Below are 14,035 nucleotides of genomic sequence, written 5' to 3'. Positions count from 1 at the left end.
ATTTTCCTCATGCCCTTTCAAGCCGCAACTGCGGTCCCACGCCGCGCCGTCACTCCGGCCGCCTTCGTCCGCGGCGTGGTTGCCGCCTATGCGCGCTACCGACTGGACCCGGCCGAAGCGTTGCAGCGGGCTCAGATAGCGCCAGACCTTGTCAATTCTCCGGACGGGCGGATCACGGCCATCCAGTTCGAGGCCCTGGCGGGCCATGCCATGCGCGAGCTCGACGACGAGGCGCTCGGCTGGTTCTCGCGGCGCCTGCCCTTCGGCACCTACGGCATGCTGTGCCGCGCCTCGATCACGGCGCCGACGCTGGAGGTCGCGCTCAAGCGCTGGTGCCGGCATCACCGCCTTCTCACCGAGGACGTGCTGCTGGATCTCGAGGTCGGCGAGGAGACCGCGGAGGTCTCGATCCGGGAGCTGCGCGATCTCGGCGATTTGCGCGAATTCTGCCTGGTCACGCTGCTCCGCTACGTGCTCGGCTTCTCCTGCTGGGCCGTCGATTCCAGGATTGCGCTACGCGCGGCCGAATTCCCGCACGCCGAGCCCGGCCATGTCTCGGTCTATCCGACCATCTTTTGCCGGAACATCCGCTTCGATGCCGATCGCGCGGCAATCGTCTTCGACAAGCATTATCTGTCGCTGCCGCTGACGCGCAGCGCCGTCGATCTCGACAATATGCTCAAGGGCGCGCTCAGGCTGACCGTGCTGCCCTATCGGCGCGACCGGCTGCTGGTCGAGCGCGTCCGCCGCGTGCTGCGCAATGCGCGCGGGCGCAGCCTCGGTGCCGAGGATGTCGCGAGTGAGCTTGCGCTCTCCACCCGCACCATGCATCGCCGCCTGCGCGAGGAGGCCACCTCGCTGCGCGACCTCAAGGAAGAGGCAAAATTCGAGCTGGCAAAACAGGAACTGATGCGGGGCCGCACGCCGATCAAGCGGATCGCGGAGATCGCCGGATTCCGCAACGAGAAGAGCTTCTCCCGCGCTTTCCGCACCTGGACCGGTGCGAGCCCCCGCGAGTTTCGAGGACGGTATCGCTAAGAGGACGCTGCCGCGACGTCCTGCAGCGGCAGCGGCACGTCCTTGGCAACGCCGAGCACCGGGAAGCTGCGGACGTTCTTCACGTCGGGCATGGCCGCGAAATGCAGCAGCTGCTGGCGCATGCTCTCGACGCTCGGCGCCACGCATTTCAGGAGATAGTCGGTGTCGCCGGAAATCCGCCAGCACTGCTGGATGCGCGGGATCGCGGCGATCGAGCTCTCGAACGCCTCCAGCACCGGCTGCGCCTGGCTGCCGAGCTGGATCGAGACGAACGAGACCACCTCATAGCCGAGCCGCCGCTCGTCGAGCACGGCCCGCACCGCCCGGATCACGCCGCGGCTGAACAGCGACTTCAGCCGCCGCAGGCAGTTCGGCGCGGACACCCCGACGCGCAGCGCCAGCTCGTTGTTGCGCACCCGCCCGTCCTGCTGCAGCTCGGAGAGTATCTTCAGATCGACGCTGTCGAGCTGGTCCCGCCCGGCCATCCCCTAACCTCGCCATGAGCTTGTCATGCGGGCAGCGAAGCACGCGGCGGAAGGGGTGCCAAGGGGCTGGAGCTGCGCATGGCCACCCCCGTATACGAGCAGAATACGTCTCAGCGTCATGGCCGGGCTTGTGCCGGCCATCCACGTTCTTTTCTTCGACCCCAAAGACGTGGATGCCCGGGACAAGCCCGGGCATGACGAATTCAGCGTGCTCGGAGGCAAGTGGTCAGTGCGTCCAGGGCTCGCCGCGGCGGAAGGAGAAATTGTCGGCATAGGCAACCGGGCGCCGCACCGATTCCTTCGGCTCGATGACCTGATAGGCAATGCCCTTGCGCTCGCAATAGGCGACCGCCTCCTCCTTGCTGTGGAAGCGCAGCGTGATCTGCTGCTTCATGTCGCCCGACGAGGTCCAGCCCATCAGCGGCTCGACCGCGCGCGGCTGCTCCGGCTCATAGTCGAGCTGCCATTCCTTGGTCTTGGACCGGCCGGATTGCATCGCGTTCTTGGCGGGCTTGAAAATGCGTGCGGTCATGGGTGGTCCGGGCCTCGTTTTTCGTCTTTCGTTCGATTTCGATGCGTCAGGGTGGCAGTTGGTGCAAACCTCAGGGATAGTATAGAGAAAACCGGTTGGGAACTGCTTGGTGATTCCGGCCCCCGTGGCCCCTGCGACGGTATAGTCATTATGCTGCACCGTGACAATTGCGTACCCGCCTGCCGCGCCGGGATCCCGCCCGGCGGCACTGTCTCCCCGATCTCAGCCTGCCCGCCCCCTTCGAGAGCTGCCCTCGCATGGCCTTCCTGAACGTCAACGCCACCCTCCCCGACAAGGGCCGTGACCTCCGGCTCGACCTGTTTCGCGGCGTCGCGAACTGGGCGATCTTCCTCGACCACATCCCCGACAACGTCGTGAACTGGATCACGACGCGCAATTACGGCTTTTCCGACGCCGCCGATCTGTTCGTCTTCATCTCCGGCTACACGGCCTCCTTCGTCTATGCGCGGATGATGCTGGAGCGCGGCTTCATCGTCGGGGCCACCCGGCTGACCAAGCGGGTCTGGCAGCTCTACGTCGCCCACATCATCCTGTTCGTGATCTATATCGCCTCGATCAGCTATCTGGCGCTGCGCTTCGGCGATAGCGAGATGATCAACGAGTTCAACGTCGCCGGTCTCGTCGACAACGCCACCGAGACGCTGCGCCAGGGCCTGTTCCTGCGCTTCAAGCCGCTCAATCTGGACGTGCTGCCGCTCTACATCGTGCTGATGGGCCTGTTTCCGCCGGTGCTGTGGTTCATGCTGCGCAAGCCCGATTTGACGATGGTGCTGGCGATCGTGCTGTGGCTGACGGCGCGCCACTTCGGCTGGAATCTGAATGCCTATCCGGCCGGCCAGTGGTACTTCAACCCGTACGCCTGGCAGGTGCTGTTCGTGTTCGGCGCCTGGTGCGCGCTGGGTGGGGCGCGGCGCTCGATGGCGCTGATCAACGCGCCGATAACGCTCTATCTCTGTCTCGGCTATCTCGTGTTCGCCCTGGTCATGACCATGGCCGGCCGCTTCCCCACATTCGGCGGCATGTTTCCGGAATGGCTGTTCTCGGCCTTCAACCCGAACGACAAAACCAACCTCGCGCCCTACCGCTTCATCCACTTCGTCGTGATCGTGATCCTGGTGATCCGCTTCGTGCCGAAGGAATGGCCGGGACTCGAATGGAAGGTGTTCGATCCCCTGATCGTCTGCGGCCAGCAATCGCTCGCCGTGTTCTGCGTCGGCGTGTTCCTGTCGTTCGTCGGCCATTTCGAGCTGTCGATGAGCTCGGGCTCGCTGCTTGCGCAGATCTTCGTCAGCGTCGCCGGCATCGCGATCATGACGACGGTGGCCTACTATATCTCGTGGTCGAAGAAGCAGGACAAGCCGCTGAAGCCGCCGCCCAAGCCGGCGGCAAGCGCGGCGTAGGCGGCCTGAGCCGGGAACGCCTTGCTGTTCGGGGCGCACCGTTCGCGGAGCGCGCGGTCGCCCTGGCGGCTTGAGCCGATCGATTGACCTGGGTCAACCGGGGGCTGCGCCGGCCGGCATAATGTCGTCACGACACGCGCCGCCGCTCCGATGTCGGCGGCCTCCCCTCGGACAAGGCCAAAAGCACATGCCCTCTCATTTTCACGCCGTGGTATGGATCGACCATTCGCAAGCCAGGATCTTCCATCTCGGCCTGAGCGGCTCCGACGAAGTCACGCTGCATCCGCACCTGGCGACGCGTCACCTCCATCACAAGGCCAACGTGGTCGGCAGCGGCCATGCCGCTCCTGACAAGGTGTTCTACACCGAAGTGAGCAAGGCCATCGCCGATGCCGGCGAGATCCTCATTATCGGTCCGGCCAGCGCCAAGACGGAGTTCGCAAGCTACCTCCGCACGAACGCTCCCGATCTCGCCAAGCGGATTGCCGCGGTGGAAGCGGCCGATCATCCCTCGGACGCCGAAATCGTCGCCTATGCGAAACGTCACTTCAAACTGCCGCTGCCGCGCGTACAGGCACAGGGATAGGCTGCCACTCGGGCCTCAGCACGAATCCTGGGCGTGATGAGCGGTCAATCCCGGCTCATCGCGCTTCAGGCCGCTTCCTCGCTGTCGAACTCGGTGAATTTCTTGTAGATCCAATCGCGGCCGTCATGGCGGCGCCAGACCTTGCCGTACACGAGCTGCCCATTGATCGAGCGGCGGGGCACGATCACGGTCCACAGGTGCCAGATCTCGTTCCAGCCCGACTGCGGACCGGCGGTCTTGAGGTTGCGATCGAAGGACATGGGCAGAACTCGCTGACGCAGAACTCACCTGATGCGCGCCGCGACGAGCCGTGATCGGTATCGCACGAATGGAGGGCAGCACATCGCGAGCCGGGTCCGATCTGATAGCAGCCCGAACAACGGCCGCAACAATCGCTCGGCTTTAACCTAACCGATCAACCTTACTTCTTGGGATGAAGCTGCGCCGTCGGTTGAATGCTGCAGCCGGCTCTTCTAGAATTGCACGTGATTTGAGAACGAGCGCAGGCTTACGCGCAGGTGCATTTTTGAACTGACGTCGAACTTTGTAACGGGTTGGATGTTTGAAGATCATTGACGGGCGGGGACGACCACGATGAATTTGGAATATGCATGCTTGCGCGTCGTGCTGCGCTGGGCGTGGTCTGCGCCGGCCGCGGAGACGGCTACCCTGAAACCACCGAAAGCCGCCAACGACAACCAGACGATCTGGCCCTTCGTGCCGTTTCCCGCCGGCTGGTACGCCGCGGGCTGACCGGCCGGATCTGACAAGCCGTCTGAAAAGCGCAACGCCGCGCAAGCGGAATATCATCGCTTGGCGGCGTTGCGTTTAGACGTTGGGCGCTGAAATCCCCAACACCGATATGTCTATGGCGACGCCAGCAAGGTTCGATGACGTCTTGGTCATTCTCACCGGCTTCGCTCGACGCCGGCGCCTGATGCCGCCTGGCCGTTGGCTTGCAGCCCGCCTTGCGCGGTGTAGGTCTGTCCCGCCTGAGGCGGAGCCAGAATTGCAAGGAAAATGAAAGGGATTTCAACCTCGGGACTGGTCGGGGCAGCTGGATTCGAACCAACGACCTGCAGTACCCAAAACTGCCGCGCTACCAGGCTGCGCTATACCCCGAATGTCCGGCTAAGCCCCGTCGATACACGCTTCCAAAGGCGCCAGCAAGCTTACAAACTGGCGCCAGCAAGCCGCCCATGCCCCTCGCCTGCCCGCCCTATTTGCTGCCGAACAGCGGGTGACCGACGCGGTCGCCGACGCGGATGCCGTATTTCTGCACCGTTCCCGCCACCACCTCAAGCACGGCCCGGGCCGGCCCCCGGGACGAGATGATCTTGGTCGACAGCGGCTCGGTGTTCTCGGCGATGCGCAGGATGCGCCCGTTGGCGCTGATGAAGATCATGTCGAGCGAGACATAGGTGTTCTTCATCCACATCGAGATCTCCTGCTCGGGATTGAAGTCGAACAGCATGCCTTTGCCGTCCGCCAGCTCCTTGCGGTACATCAGGCCGGTCTCTTTCTCTTCCGCCGTCGTTGCCATCTCCACCGAGAAGACCTGCACGCCGTTCCTGGTGACGATCTCCAGCGGCTGGAAGCTGGCGGCGCCGGCGGGCGCGCTGGCGATGACACAGCCGGCGGCGACGAGGATGGCGGCAAGCCAGCCCTTCAGAGCGGACCAGACGGCCTTTCGATCAGGATTCATGGGGGACACTCGAGGCGTGGGACTGGAGTCAGTCCTTAAGCGGCGGTCGCCGGAAAAGCCAGAGGCGCGCCGGCCTGCCGGCGCGCCTCTGCTCACGATTGCGGGACCTGAAGGCTCGAACGGATCCGGTCGGCACGTCTCGCCGTGCTCAGTGCGACTGCAATCCCGGCGATCCGGTCTCGGGATGGATCTCGGCCGCCATCATGCCCTTGGAGCCGGGCCCGAAGCGGACCAGCACATACTGGCCGGGCCGGAGCTCGGTCATGCCGAAGCGGCGCAGTGTCTCCATATGCACGAAGATGTCGGGCGTACCCTCGCCGCAGGTCAGGAAGCCGAAGCCGCGCAGCCGGTTGAACCATTTGACCTGGGCCCGTTCCAGCCCGCTGGTCGGAGTGACCGTGACATGGGTGCGCGGCGGCAGCATCTGCGCCGGATGGATCGCGGTCGATTCGTCCATCGAGACGACACGGAACGCCTGGTAACCCTTGGCACGCTGAATGCACTCGACGACGATGCGGGCGCCCTCATAGGCGGTCTGGAAACCGTCGCGCCTAAGCACGGTAACGTGCAGGAGCACGTCCGGCCAGCCATTGTCGGGAACGATGAAGCCGTAGCCCTTGGAGGCGTCGAACCATTTGATGACGCCGTGGACTTCGACGAGGTTGGCGCTGGCCTCACCCAACCCGCTGAAGGGATTGAGGACGCTGTCGCGGCCGGCACCTCCGTGTTCGCCCGGCGTGACCCGCCCGGACGATGCTCCCTGCCCGGGAACCCCGAGCTTCTTGGACTCAAATCCGTCCGACGACCCCATAACCCCGGACCCCACGCTGCCATGCAACCCGCCACACCGGCGGCGCTCGAATCACGCGTCTTAAGAGAATGTTCTCAATTGGACGCGACGCGAATCTTTCGACTCAAAAGATAACACTCCCGGTTGCGAGGCATAGACAAAAAAGAGATTCGCCGGAACCTATGAACAGCTTGCACAGCCGCGAATCAAATTGATGCCTCAATTGCCGACAAAGGGCCCGAGCGCTTCGCCGATGTCGTGACGGATGACGAGATCGGCGATGTCGTCCTGCTCGGTCGGCTCGCGATTGATGATCACCAGGCGTGCACCGGCGTTCCTCGCCATCATCGGAAAGCCCGCCGCCGGCCAGACCACGAGCGAGGAACCGATCGCGATGAAGAGGTCGCAGGCTTGCGACAGCGCGGTCGCGCGCTGCATCTCATCCTCGGGCATCATCTGGCCGAAAGAGATCGTGGCGGTCTTCACCGGCTCGTCGCAGGCGGTGCAGTTGGGCGCGGCGCCGGCCTCGTCGAAGCGACGCTTCACCCAATCGAGCGGATAGGCCTGTCCGCATCCGATGCAGCGCGCATAAGTGGTGTTGCCGTGAAGTTCAATCACGTGCTCGCCGGCGAAGCCGGAGGCCTGGTGCAGATTGTCGATGTTCTGGGTGATGACGGCGGGAACCTTGCCGGCGCGATAGAGCGAGGCCAGCGCGCGATGGCCACGGCCGGGCTTCGCCGCCGCGAACACCTCCTCCATCGCGAAACGGCGCCGCCAGGATTCGTCGCGAGCCGACTGGCTTGCGACGAATTCGCCGAACTCGATCGGACGGTATCGCGTCCAAATTCCGCCCGGCGAGCGAAAATCAGGAATGCCGCATTCGGTCGAGATGCCGGCGCCGGTGAACGGCACGATCACCTTTGCCTCGGCGATCATGTCACCCAGCCGTTCGACGCCGCTTTGAAGATCCGATGCAATCAATCGCGGCCTCCCGATTCGTTTTTGCCCTGGCAGCTCACTGCGCAAGCGGCAAGATCACTGACGCTCTTATCAAGCGCCAACGCGATGCACTCGGCAATTTTTTCCGGCCTTCGCATATCACAATCCTGCAATGCCGCCTCCCCATTGACGCCCCATTCGGGAGCATCAATGGATGTGTGATTGCGACTCAAGCTGGTGCGGCGGCAGTGCTTGAGTTCAATAGTAACCCGAGGGGATGGCCATGACCGAAGACGAAGAACGCAAAGCCCGTGAGCGCGACGAGATCGCCGCCCGTGTCGCCGCCTTCCGTGCCACGCAGGAAAAATTCAAGCGCGAGCGCGAGGAGTATTTCGTGTCGACGCTGGAGAATGCCCGCAAAGTCGAACGGCCCTCGCTTTGGCCGTAACGCGCCTCTGATCATTGCGCATGAAAAAAGCCCGGAGCATCGCTCCGGGCTTTTCGCTTGTCGGGTGTTACCAATGGCGCCAGTGGTGATGGTGCCGGTGGTACGGTCCGCCGCCGTAATAGCCGTAGGGGCCAGGCCCGTAATAATAGGCGGGGCCGTCATAATAGCCGTAGCGCGGGCCGTAATAGCCGTACGGGGATGCTGCGACTGCGCCCGCGGTGATCGCGCCGGCGGCGAGGCCGAATGCCAGGCCCGGGCCGATGCCGCGCCCGCGTGCCTCGGCCGGCGCAGGGGCTGCAACCGCGGTCACACCGACGGCTGCGACGGTGGCCAGAACTGCCAATGTCTTCTTCATGCTCTCCTCCTTCGCGTCTTGCCGGGATTAACGACGCGCGCCTGCGATAGTTGCGCGCAGGTGTGGAACCACAGCTGCAAACAAAAAGCAGAGGGCGCCGGAACGAAACCGCCAGGCGCGCATTGTCTCTCCAAGTGCGGGAGCCTCCGCCATCCGGTTGAGGCGGCAGCACGAAGACCCCGTCGGCATCTCCCGATGCCGGCGGGGTTTTTCAGTTTAACGGGAACAGATGGCAGCACACGCCAATGGCTGCCAGCGGGGCGGACGACCGAGGAGGAAGACTTGCCCCTATCAGCTTTGCTGGCCCGTATCCGTAAATTGGTTCCCAGTTCCGACGATCGGCATTACGACGAGATCGTGCGCAACTTCGGTAACGGCGCGCTGCATCCGCCGCCGACGCCGATGAGTGACCGCGAGCTGGCGCGGGCCATCGCCGAGTTCCTGAAAGAGCAGCCGTCGAGCGAATCCGTTGCGACCCTCGGCCGCCGCCTCGATCCCTCCTCTCCGGTGTGAGCATGCTATTCGGCAGGAGCAGGGAACCGGGATTGCGCGCGGACGTTGAACTCTCTTCACGCAGAACGGAAGAGGCCGACATGCCCGCATGGCTCGAAGTGGTGCTCAACTTGTCCGGCTATGCCGGCTTCCTGGCGCTCGCCTCGCGCGGCAGCGCATGCCCGCACGCGCCGGCCGACAATTGCAGCTACAGCGACGAGCGCTAATTGGGTGCGCCACTTTTTCTGGCGCCCGCCGTTTCAGTTGGCATGCGCCGGCTGGCCCGCCGTGCGCACCAGTCGGTCGGCCTTGACTGCAGCGCGCGTGTCCTCGACCTGCGGCCGCAGCGAAAAGCTGACCACCACGAATGCGAGACAGAACAGCGTGCCGACGATGGCGACGCGCAGGTAGGTGTGGCGGTCGCCCTGGTAAAAGGAAGGCTGTGAAAAAGGTGTCATGACAAAATTGCTTGCTGCAAAGGTGTTTCTTGCTTGTCTTTGCCAGACACCTACCCGATGCGGCGACAAGCGCAACGCGATTGGGCTTTTAACCTAACCGAATAGGGTTATCGGCTTCCGCGCAAAGGATCCTTAGGAATTTGCGGTGCCATCGCGACGGTCTGCTGTCCCTCATGCGAAGCACAGTTACGACAGCGCTGCTTGCCGACCGTCTTTGTTCCAGCTTCGAGTCCTTTTCGTTCTCAAAGAACGAATCGGAGTCGGAAAAATCAGCGCGACGCGATTCCTAACGATCGATGAAAGCGCGCGCCGCAACGTCGTCTGCCGCAAGACTCCCCGGCACGATCTTCGGCGGCAAGAATTTCGAGACGGCCGCAAACATGATGACGATCTCGCGGCATGGCTCACATCGAAAGCTGTTGGCGGAGATCGCCGTCATCGGCTGGGCGCATCGCGGGCATGTCATGCAGGCCGAACGCTGACGGCACAGCTTCGTTCCTGCACGTCGTTTCCGCGCGCCGGCTTCTGCGCCAGATCAGGCCGCCCGCTTCGCTTTGTCCTTCTCCGAGAAGCATTCCAGGATCTGAATGCGGAGCTCTTCTGCGGCCGGCCCCTCGAGCCTCCTGAGCTCGTTCCAGAGCCTGATCACTTCGCGCTGCTTTTCGACGGTCATGAGTCACCTCCTTGCGGTCGATCTAGAGGAGGCGCATTAGAACAAAGAGGGAACAAAGAGTCCAGCCCCCCCTGGCGCGATTTTCCCGGGCACGTCGCTTTGAACCTTTTCCGCGCAGCGCGGACCCATGAAAGCTGGGGATTTCAGCGCCCAGTTATATGGCAGCGCCGCGGTGAACGAACATATTCCGTCACCCGCGGCGCTGTTGCTTTTTGGATTTTCAACTTTAAGTTTGAGCTACGGCTGACGGCCAGGCGCTGAAATCCCAACGTCGTCAGTCGGAAGAGCCCCGTGCGAAAGCGCGGGGTTTTCTTGTTTGTCCTGATCGTCGTGGTGATGTTCGGCATCGCCGACGCCGAGCATCACCTTTGTCTTCAGCCCCTGATCGCTGCGCCGTCCTGCGAGAGAGCGCGCCGCAACGATGTCGCCAGCGCCCTAGACGGCGTCCTTGGCCACCTTGAGCGGCGAGGCCTTGACCGACTTGCTTGCGGGCTTGGCCGCAAACTGCATCGGCTCCTTGGTGAAGGGATTGACGCCCATGCGGGCTTCGGTCGCCGGCTTGTTGACGACCGACATCTTCACGAAGCCGGGAATGACGAACTCGCCGGACTCGTTGAGCTCCTTGTAGCCGACGGTGGCCATGTACTCGATCACCGACTTCACGTCGTTCTTCGAGAGCTGCGTGCCCTCGGCAATCGCATCAATCAATTGGGTTTTCGTCATCTTCGCCATCTCTGAATTCCTTTTGTGCGCGCGAGCAATTTTTGCTGTGGACGCGGCCTGAAGCGCGGGGGGCGCGCTGGCTGATTTCATGCCTGAGGTCATGAAGTGACGGGCTTAGAACCCATCGAAGCCGAAAACGCAAGCTGCCGCTCCGCGGGGTTCCCGACTTCCTGTGCAAGCTGGCGCAGGCCTGCCACTTTCGTTTTGAACCATTTTGTCCCTGGCGCGTCTTATCATTGAAGTCCCCAAGCTTCACCCCACCAGAGAGCCCCGCTTCCCCCAGGCGGGGTTTTCGCTTTGCGCGTCTGGCAGAACGTCCCCGGCTGCTATAATGGCTTGAGGGTTTCTCGCGGGGGGCTCATGAAGGTCGCTATCGTCATCGCAGGTTTGATCGTCGTGGCCGTCGCCGCCCTCGTCGCCCTCCAGCCGAGCTTCCTGAAACCTGCGTCCCTCGCCGTCGTGAAGAAGTCCGACATCTTCGGCTTCTCGCCCGGAATGACATCCGAGGAGACCAGCAAGCTCGTCAGTCGACGCCATTATCTCTGCCGTCAGGGTCGCAACTCCTCTACCCTCGAATGCGATATCAACGGCGCCAAGGTCACGGTTGACAACGACGAGGCTGATCCCAGCCGCCCGATCTGGCGCGTCAATGCGACGGTGAACAATCCGGGGCCGCAGGATGCTGCGGTCAAATCGATCTCCGACCAGTTCAACGCGCAAGCCATCAAGGACCGCGACGGATGGACCTGGATCGTCGGCCGCGGGCTCAAGCTGAGCTATGACGGCCTCGCCTTGAGCCTCGTGGACGAGGCCGCGGAGGCCCGGCTGCGCAAGGTGGACGCCAAGCGCTGAAGCATGATCCGAAAAATTGCGCAGTGGTGGTCCGGAACGATCATGCTTGAACGCGAAGCGCAACGGCGATTCATTTCTCGTCGCGTCGCGCTTTGGAGCCTGACGTCACCTCGTCGTGAAACTTGTGGCCGGGCGCGCGTTGTTGACGCTTCAGTAACCTAACGCGGCCAAGCTCCATTCAGTCTTGTTGCGTTGGAGTATCCCACAGTGCTTGATTTTGACGAGCTGCGTGAACTCGCGGCCGATGTTCGTGTCTTTGTCGAGCTCGCCGAGGACAAGGCCGAAGCGCTCAAGGCCGTCATCGCGGCCTATGACGTGGTCCTGGCAATCTTCCCCGCCGACGAGGGCATGGGCCTCCATGTCATCAAGGGCAGCGAGATCCTCTATGGGATCGTAAGGTCAGGGAGCCACGCGGCCTACAGCCACACGGCGATCGCGGTCCCCGACCTGCAACATGCGCAAGCGCTCAAGCTGCTGACGGCCCCGGTCGAACAACGGATCGCGGCCTAGAGCTGCAGGCGTCGGGGATGGCTGCCTCGGCTGTCGTCCCAGGGGCCTCTGAGGGTGTTATCAGCGGAGCCGATTCAGGACCCGGAGGGGGAGCCACGATCCCAGCACCATCAAGATCGCGATGATCGCAACGAGGACGTACTTCAGGGGATGTTGCCACGAGGCGAACGAGCCTTCGAGGTGAAGGTAAGGCAGCACGGCCTCCATGCCCATTCCGATGAGAGCAACCGCCGTCAGGCCGCCCACGATTGATGCGAAGAGATTGACGATCCATCCCATCACGCCGCGCTCGTTCGACCACGCCTCGTAGATCGCGACCGCCAGCGTCACGACGACAAAGACCAGCATGAAGCTCATCGAGCCGCCGACGCTCGACCTCGGGCCGAACGCCTCCAGCAGCAACATGGCCGCCACCGCAAGCAGCGTGATCGTCTTCACGAAGCTCTCCTCATCCGTGCCCCAGCAGCAGCACTGCAGAGCCGATCACGATACAGGCGAGGCCGAGGACAGCCGTCGCGATCTCGACGGCATTTTCCAGGCCGAAGAACCTGATGACAGCGCTCCATGTGAAGGACAGGAGAATTTCCACGATCGCACTGAGCAGGGCTTGCAGCATAAGAATTGGTCGCGCCGGCGGAACCGGGGTTCGGCGACGGCGGGTTAAATTTATCCGCTGCCCACGATCTTCTTACGGAACGTCCCCGGCCTTCCGGCTGTCACCAATCGAGACCGGCTTGTTGAGGAAATACTCGCGGTTGCCGGTCGCGGCTTCCGCATACTGGTCGATCGCCACGATGATGGCCTGGACGTGGGCATAGCACCACCCTTCCCGCGTTGCCCGTCGGCGAACGTCCTCGAGCGCGGCCAGGAATGGCGACAGCTCTCTCTCGTCGTCGAACCATCGCCTGCTCACCATGTCCTCCCGCCGAGCACCCTGCCCTTGGCCGCGCGCGGCTCCGCCGCCTTCAGCGCGTCCCGCTGCGCGCAAAGACTCTCGACCTTCGCTTCCATCCGCGACAGCAGCGCTTCGGCCGAGGCCGTGCCGATGCCGGCCCGCTGCAGCTGGAGGATCTCCCTCCTGTGCCTTCCCATCTGGATACGCATCCGTTCGATCTCCCGCCTGACATAGTCCAGGTCCGGCATTGTTCCGCCTCGCGAATTTTGGAGCTGGCCCATAAGAACAAAAGCGGAACGCAGAGTCGAGTCCGACGTTGTACGGAGACGGAAAAGGAGATGCGTGATGGCCGACAACACCCGGAAGGAACCGAAGGACTGGGTTTCCGGAGATGACCCGATGACCGGAGCCCAGGAATCCTACCTCAAGACCCTCGCCGAGCAGGCGCACGAGAGCCCGCCCGAGGACGAGCTGACCAAGGCCGAGGCCTCGGAGCTGATCGACAAGATGCGGCAAAAGGCCGGGCTGGACGAATAGGCGCGGGAATTGCGGGAATGCGGTGCCGTGTGTATGCAAACGAAATTGGGAATCGAAAATGCCTTATTTCGTTTGTGCCCGCGACGGAGCGGGCCAGATCATCTTGAAACGCGACACCAGGGAAGCGGCCGAGAAGAAGGCCGCCGAGCTCCGCGAGATGGGCTGTTTCGAAGTCGAGATCATCGCGAAGGGTGTCGAGAAGGCGGCGTTAGGAACTGGTGAGCTGCCGGCCGAGTTGGCCAGCCATGACCAAGGAATCCCTGCAACACCAGGCCGACCGCGCGGAAGCTCTCGCCGCCCAGACGGCAGACGGCGAAATCAGAGAAGCTCTGTTGAAAGCTGCGCAGGAATATCGGGCGCAGCTCGAGAACGGTGACGACGAAGACGAGCCAGGGTGATCGCGGCCTTTTGCATCGGAGCGTCCCTCGGATCTCGGCTCAGCGCGCTTAGGAACAAGTCCGGCCAATCCGAATTCACCGATTAAGCAGTGCCGGCATTCTCCCCCTGTGTGTCGGCACTGACAGCCCCGTGGCGCCGCCGCTGCGGGGCTGTCCTTTAGGAGGCTATCATGAGCGACCGCACGGGCAACGAACCTG

The 14,035-nt window shown here is 63.1% G+C and carries 26 protein-coding genes and 1 tRNA gene; 12 read left to right on the top strand and 15 right to left on the bottom strand.

Annotated elements, in window-relative coordinates; all coding sequences use genetic code 11:
• Window positions 1–9 precede the first annotated feature (9 nt).
• Window positions 10–1,038 (top strand): AraC family transcriptional regulator, encoded by a 1,029-nt coding sequence (locus DCM79_RS09655; protein WP_257179628.1) that lies wholly within the window; start codon window positions 10–12, stop codon window positions 1,036–1,038.
• Here the strand turns inward: DCM79_RS09655 and DCM79_RS09650 are convergent.
• Window positions 1,035–1,523 (bottom strand): Lrp/AsnC family transcriptional regulator, encoded by a 489-nt coding sequence (locus tag DCM79_RS09650; RefSeq protein WP_028136562.1) that lies wholly within the window; start codon window positions 1,521–1,523, stop codon window positions 1,035–1,037. The genes DCM79_RS09655 and DCM79_RS09650 overlap by 4 nt on opposite strands.
• 226 nt (window positions 1,524–1,749) lie before the next feature.
• Window positions 1,750–2,055: an ETC complex I subunit gene (locus DCM79_RS09645; RefSeq protein WP_028136563.1), complete on the bottom strand. Its 306-nt coding sequence runs from the start codon at window positions 2,053–2,055 to the stop codon at window positions 1,750–1,752.
• Window positions 2,056–2,312: 257 nt separating this feature from the next.
• Between DCM79_RS09645 and DCM79_RS09640 the strand changes: the two genes are divergently transcribed.
• Together DCM79_RS09640 and DCM79_RS09635 are read left to right on the top strand one after the other, a co-directional pair.
• Window positions 2,313–3,476 carry an OpgC domain-containing protein gene (locus tag DCM79_RS09640; RefSeq protein ID WP_028136564.1) on the top strand — a complete coding sequence of 388 codons (1,164 nt, stop codon included), beginning with the start codon at window positions 2,313–2,315 and terminating at the stop codon, window positions 3,474–3,476.
• Between the two features lie 187 nt (window positions 3,477–3,663).
• Window positions 3,664–4,062 (top strand): translational machinery protein, encoded by a 399-nt coding sequence (locus DCM79_RS09635; RefSeq protein WP_257179627.1) that lies wholly within the window; start codon window positions 3,664–3,666, stop codon window positions 4,060–4,062.
• Window positions 4,063–4,127: 65 nt separating this feature from the next.
• Here the strand turns inward: DCM79_RS09635 and DCM79_RS09630 are convergent, their stop codons facing one another.
• On the bottom strand, window positions 4,128–4,322 hold the full coding sequence (locus DCM79_RS09630; RefSeq protein WP_257179626.1) for a hypothetical protein: 195 nt from the start codon (window positions 4,320–4,322) through the stop codon (window positions 4,128–4,130).
• Between the two features lie 334 nt (window positions 4,323–4,656).
• Between DCM79_RS09630 and DCM79_RS09625 the strand changes: the two genes are divergently transcribed.
• A complete protein-coding gene (locus tag DCM79_RS09625; RefSeq protein ID WP_257179625.1) occupies window positions 4,657–4,815 on the top strand; it encodes a hypothetical protein in 159 nt (52 codons plus the stop codon).
• Between the two features lie 292 nt (window positions 4,816–5,107).
• Here the strand turns inward: DCM79_RS09625 and DCM79_RS09620 are convergent.
• The 4 genes from DCM79_RS09620 to DCM79_RS09605 all read right to left on the bottom strand — a co-directional run bounded on the left by DCM79_RS09620 (window position 5,108) and on the right by DCM79_RS09605 (window position 7,538).
• Window positions 5,108–5,184, bottom strand: a tRNA-Pro gene (locus tag DCM79_RS09620).
• 97 nt (window positions 5,185–5,281) lie between these two features.
• Window positions 5,282–5,767 (bottom strand): DUF192 domain-containing protein, encoded by a 486-nt coding sequence (locus DCM79_RS09615; RefSeq protein WP_257179624.1) that lies wholly within the window; start codon window positions 5,765–5,767, stop codon window positions 5,282–5,284.
• Between the two features lie 148 nt (window positions 5,768–5,915).
• Entirely contained in the window at window positions 5,916–6,578 is a 663-nt protein-coding gene (locus DCM79_RS09610) for a cold-shock protein (RefSeq protein ID WP_257179623.1), read from the bottom strand.
• A gap of 198 nt (window positions 6,579–6,776) precedes the next feature.
• Window positions 6,777–7,538, bottom strand: a complete 762-nt coding sequence (locus DCM79_RS09605; protein ID WP_257179622.1) for an NAD-dependent protein deacetylase — start codon at window positions 7,536–7,538, stop codon at window positions 6,777–6,779.
• A 241-nt stretch (window positions 7,539–7,779) separates the two neighbouring features.
• Here DCM79_RS09605 and DCM79_RS09600 point away from each other — a divergent pair, with 241 nt between their 5' ends.
• Window positions 7,780–7,944 carry a hypothetical protein gene (locus DCM79_RS09600; protein ID WP_162832225.1) on the top strand — a complete coding sequence of 55 codons (165 nt, stop codon included), beginning with the start codon at window positions 7,780–7,782 and terminating at the stop codon, window positions 7,942–7,944.
• A gap of 67 nt (window positions 7,945–8,011) precedes the next feature.
• Here the strand turns inward: DCM79_RS09600 and DCM79_RS09595 are convergent, their stop codons facing one another.
• Window positions 8,012–8,299 carry a hypothetical protein gene (locus DCM79_RS09595; RefSeq protein ID WP_257179621.1) on the bottom strand — a complete coding sequence of 96 codons (288 nt, stop codon included), beginning with the start codon at window positions 8,297–8,299 and terminating at the stop codon, window positions 8,012–8,014.
• A gap of 195 nt (window positions 8,300–8,494) precedes the next feature.
• Here DCM79_RS09595 and DCM79_RS09590 point away from each other — a divergent pair, with 195 nt between their 5' ends.
• Window positions 8,495–8,812, top strand: coding sequence for a hypothetical protein (locus tag DCM79_RS09590; protein ID WP_257179620.1), 318 nt, complete (start codon window positions 8,495–8,497; stop codon window positions 8,810–8,812).
• Window positions 8,813–8,892: 80 nt separating this feature from the next.
• Complete coding sequence (locus tag DCM79_RS09585; protein ID WP_257179619.1) at window positions 8,893–9,018, top strand: hypothetical protein; 126 nt, start codon at window positions 8,893–8,895, stop codon at window positions 9,016–9,018.
• Window positions 9,019–9,051: 33 nt separating this feature from the next.
• Here the strand turns inward: DCM79_RS09585 and DCM79_RS09580 are convergent, their stop codons facing one another.
• Complete coding sequence (locus DCM79_RS09580) at window positions 9,052–9,249, bottom strand: hypothetical protein (RefSeq protein ID WP_257179618.1); 198 nt, start codon at window positions 9,247–9,249, stop codon at window positions 9,052–9,054.
• 296 nt (window positions 9,250–9,545) lie between these two features.
• On the opposite strand from DCM79_RS09580, the gene DCM79_RS09575 reads away from it, so the two are divergent.
• On the top strand, window positions 9,546–9,731 hold the full coding sequence (locus DCM79_RS09575) for a hypothetical protein (protein WP_257179617.1): 186 nt from the start codon (window positions 9,546–9,548) through the stop codon (window positions 9,729–9,731).
• Between the two features lie 53 nt (window positions 9,732–9,784).
• On the opposite strand, the gene DCM79_RS09570 is transcribed toward DCM79_RS09575, so the two are convergent.
• Entirely contained in the window at window positions 9,785–9,922 is a 138-nt protein-coding gene (locus DCM79_RS09570; protein WP_257179616.1) for a hypothetical protein, read from the bottom strand.
• A 435-nt stretch (window positions 9,923–10,357) separates the two neighbouring features.
• The gene (locus DCM79_RS09565; protein ID WP_018323108.1) at window positions 10,358–10,654 is read right to left on the bottom strand and encodes an HU family DNA-binding protein; all 297 of its coding nucleotides are present in this window, start codon (window positions 10,652–10,654) and stop codon (window positions 10,358–10,360) included.
• Between the two features lie 351 nt (window positions 10,655–11,005).
• Here DCM79_RS09565 and DCM79_RS09560 point away from each other — a divergent pair, with 351 nt between their 5' ends.
• Window positions 11,006–11,497 (top strand): hypothetical protein, encoded by a 492-nt coding sequence (locus DCM79_RS09560; RefSeq protein WP_257179613.1) that lies wholly within the window; start codon window positions 11,006–11,008, stop codon window positions 11,495–11,497.
• Window positions 11,498–11,704: 207 nt separating this feature from the next.
• Window positions 11,705–12,007, top strand: coding sequence for a hypothetical protein (locus tag DCM79_RS09555; RefSeq protein ID WP_257179612.1), 303 nt, complete (start codon window positions 11,705–11,707; stop codon window positions 12,005–12,007).
• Window positions 12,008–12,067: 60 nt separating this feature from the next.
• Here DCM79_RS09555 and DCM79_RS09550 read toward each other — a convergent pair whose 3' ends face one another.
• The 4 genes from DCM79_RS09550 to DCM79_RS09535 all read right to left on the bottom strand — a co-directional run bounded on the left by DCM79_RS09550 (window position 12,068) and on the right by DCM79_RS09535 (window position 13,150).
• Complete coding sequence (locus DCM79_RS09550) at window positions 12,068–12,445, bottom strand: hypothetical protein (RefSeq protein WP_257179611.1); 378 nt, start codon at window positions 12,443–12,445, stop codon at window positions 12,068–12,070.
• A 10-nt stretch (window positions 12,446–12,455) separates the two neighbouring features.
• Window positions 12,456–12,623, bottom strand: a complete 168-nt coding sequence (locus tag DCM79_RS09545) for a hypothetical protein (RefSeq protein WP_257179610.1) — start codon at window positions 12,621–12,623, stop codon at window positions 12,456–12,458.
• 72 nt (window positions 12,624–12,695) lie between these two features.
• Complete coding sequence (locus DCM79_RS09540) at window positions 12,696–12,923, bottom strand: hypothetical protein (RefSeq protein ID WP_257179609.1); 228 nt, start codon at window positions 12,921–12,923, stop codon at window positions 12,696–12,698.
• Entirely contained in the window at window positions 12,917–13,150 is a 234-nt protein-coding gene (locus DCM79_RS09535) for a hypothetical protein (RefSeq protein ID WP_257179608.1), read from the bottom strand. Before DCM79_RS09535 ends, DCM79_RS09540 begins: the two co-directional genes overlap by 7 nt.
• 97 nt (window positions 13,151–13,247) lie before the next feature.
• Between DCM79_RS09535 and DCM79_RS09530 the strand changes: the two genes are divergently transcribed.
• Together DCM79_RS09530 and DCM79_RS09525 are read left to right on the top strand one after the other, a co-directional pair.
• Window positions 13,248–13,439, top strand: a complete 192-nt coding sequence (locus DCM79_RS09530; protein ID WP_257179607.1) for a DUF3072 domain-containing protein — start codon at window positions 13,248–13,250, stop codon at window positions 13,437–13,439.
• Window positions 13,440–13,684: 245 nt separating this feature from the next.
• On the top strand, window positions 13,685–13,837 hold the full coding sequence (locus tag DCM79_RS09525) for a hypothetical protein (protein WP_257179606.1): 153 nt from the start codon (window positions 13,685–13,687) through the stop codon (window positions 13,835–13,837).
• Window positions 13,838–14,035: the final 198 nt, after the last annotated feature.

It is taken from the genome of Bradyrhizobium sp. WBOS07 (genome assembly GCF_024585165.1).
Classification (GTDB): Bacteria; Pseudomonadota; Alphaproteobacteria; order Rhizobiales; family Xanthobacteraceae; genus Bradyrhizobium; species Bradyrhizobium japonicum_B.
The sequence above is the reverse complement of the archived record's forward strand: the minus strand, read 5'-3'. Positions and strand labels throughout refer to the sequence as shown.

Bases quoted from the DNA above. Each gene is read 5' to 3' on its own strand.
- DCM79_RS09655 (WP_257179628.1), top strand. From the start codon at position 10: ATGCCCTTTCAAGCCGCAACTGCGGTCCCACGCCGCGCCGTCACTCCG.
- DCM79_RS09650 (WP_028136562.1), bottom strand. From the start codon at position 1,523: ATGGCCGGGCGGGACCAGCTCGACAGCGTCGATCTGAAGATACTCTCC.
- DCM79_RS09645 (WP_028136563.1), bottom strand. From the start codon at position 2,055: ATGACCGCACGCATTTTCAAGCCCGCCAAGAACGCGATGCAATCCGGC.
- DCM79_RS09640 (WP_028136564.1), top strand. From the start codon at position 2,313: ATGGCCTTCCTGAACGTCAACGCCACCCTCCCCGACAAGGGCCGTGAC.
- DCM79_RS09635 (WP_257179627.1), top strand. From the start codon at position 3,664: ATGCCCTCTCATTTTCACGCCGTGGTATGGATCGACCATTCGCAAGCC.
- DCM79_RS09630 (WP_257179626.1), bottom strand. From the start codon at position 4,322: ATGTCCTTCGATCGCAACCTCAAGACCGCCGGTCCGCAGTCGGGCTGG.
- DCM79_RS09625 (WP_257179625.1), top strand. From the start codon at position 4,657: ATGAATTTGGAATATGCATGCTTGCGCGTCGTGCTGCGCTGGGCGTGG.
- DCM79_RS09615 (WP_257179624.1), bottom strand. From the start codon at position 5,767: ATGAATCCTGATCGAAAGGCCGTCTGGTCCGCTCTGAAGGGCTGGCTT.
- DCM79_RS09610 (WP_257179623.1), bottom strand. From the start codon at position 6,578: ATGGGGTCGTCGGACGGATTTGAGTCCAAGAAGCTCGGGGTTCCCGGG.
- DCM79_RS09600 (WP_162832225.1), top strand. From the start codon at position 7,780: ATGACCGAAGACGAAGAACGCAAAGCCCGTGAGCGCGACGAGATCGCC.
- DCM79_RS09595 (WP_257179621.1), bottom strand. From the start codon at position 8,299: ATGAAGAAGACATTGGCAGTTCTGGCCACCGTCGCAGCCGTCGGTGTG.
- DCM79_RS09590 (WP_257179620.1), top strand. From the start codon at position 8,495: ATGCCGGCGGGGTTTTTCAGTTTAACGGGAACAGATGGCAGCACACGC.
- DCM79_RS09585 (WP_257179619.1), top strand. From the start codon at position 8,893: ATGCCCGCATGGCTCGAAGTGGTGCTCAACTTGTCCGGCTATGCCGGC.
- DCM79_RS09580 (WP_257179618.1), bottom strand. From the start codon at position 9,249: ATGACACCTTTTTCACAGCCTTCCTTTTACCAGGGCGACCGCCACACC.
- DCM79_RS09575 (WP_257179617.1), top strand. From the start codon at position 9,546: ATGAAAGCGCGCGCCGCAACGTCGTCTGCCGCAAGACTCCCCGGCACG.
- DCM79_RS09570 (WP_257179616.1), bottom strand. From the start codon at position 9,922: ATGACCGTCGAAAAGCAGCGCGAAGTGATCAGGCTCTGGAACGAGCTC.
- DCM79_RS09565 (WP_018323108.1), bottom strand. From the start codon at position 10,654: ATGGCGAAGATGACGAAAACCCAATTGATTGATGCGATTGCCGAGGGC.
- DCM79_RS09560 (WP_257179613.1), top strand. From the start codon at position 11,006: ATGAAGGTCGCTATCGTCATCGCAGGTTTGATCGTCGTGGCCGTCGCC.
- DCM79_RS09545 (WP_257179610.1), bottom strand. From the start codon at position 12,623: ATGCTGCAAGCCCTGCTCAGTGCGATCGTGGAAATTCTCCTGTCCTTC.
- DCM79_RS09540 (WP_257179609.1), bottom strand. From the start codon at position 12,923: ATGGTGAGCAGGCGATGGTTCGACGACGAGAGAGAGCTGTCGCCATTC.
- DCM79_RS09535 (WP_257179608.1), bottom strand. From the start codon at position 13,150: ATGCCGGACCTGGACTATGTCAGGCGGGAGATCGAACGGATGCGTATC.
- DCM79_RS09530 (WP_257179607.1), top strand. From the start codon at position 13,248: ATGGCCGACAACACCCGGAAGGAACCGAAGGACTGGGTTTCCGGAGAT.
- DCM79_RS09525 (WP_257179606.1), top strand. From the start codon at position 13,685: ATGACCAAGGAATCCCTGCAACACCAGGCCGACCGCGCGGAAGCTCTC.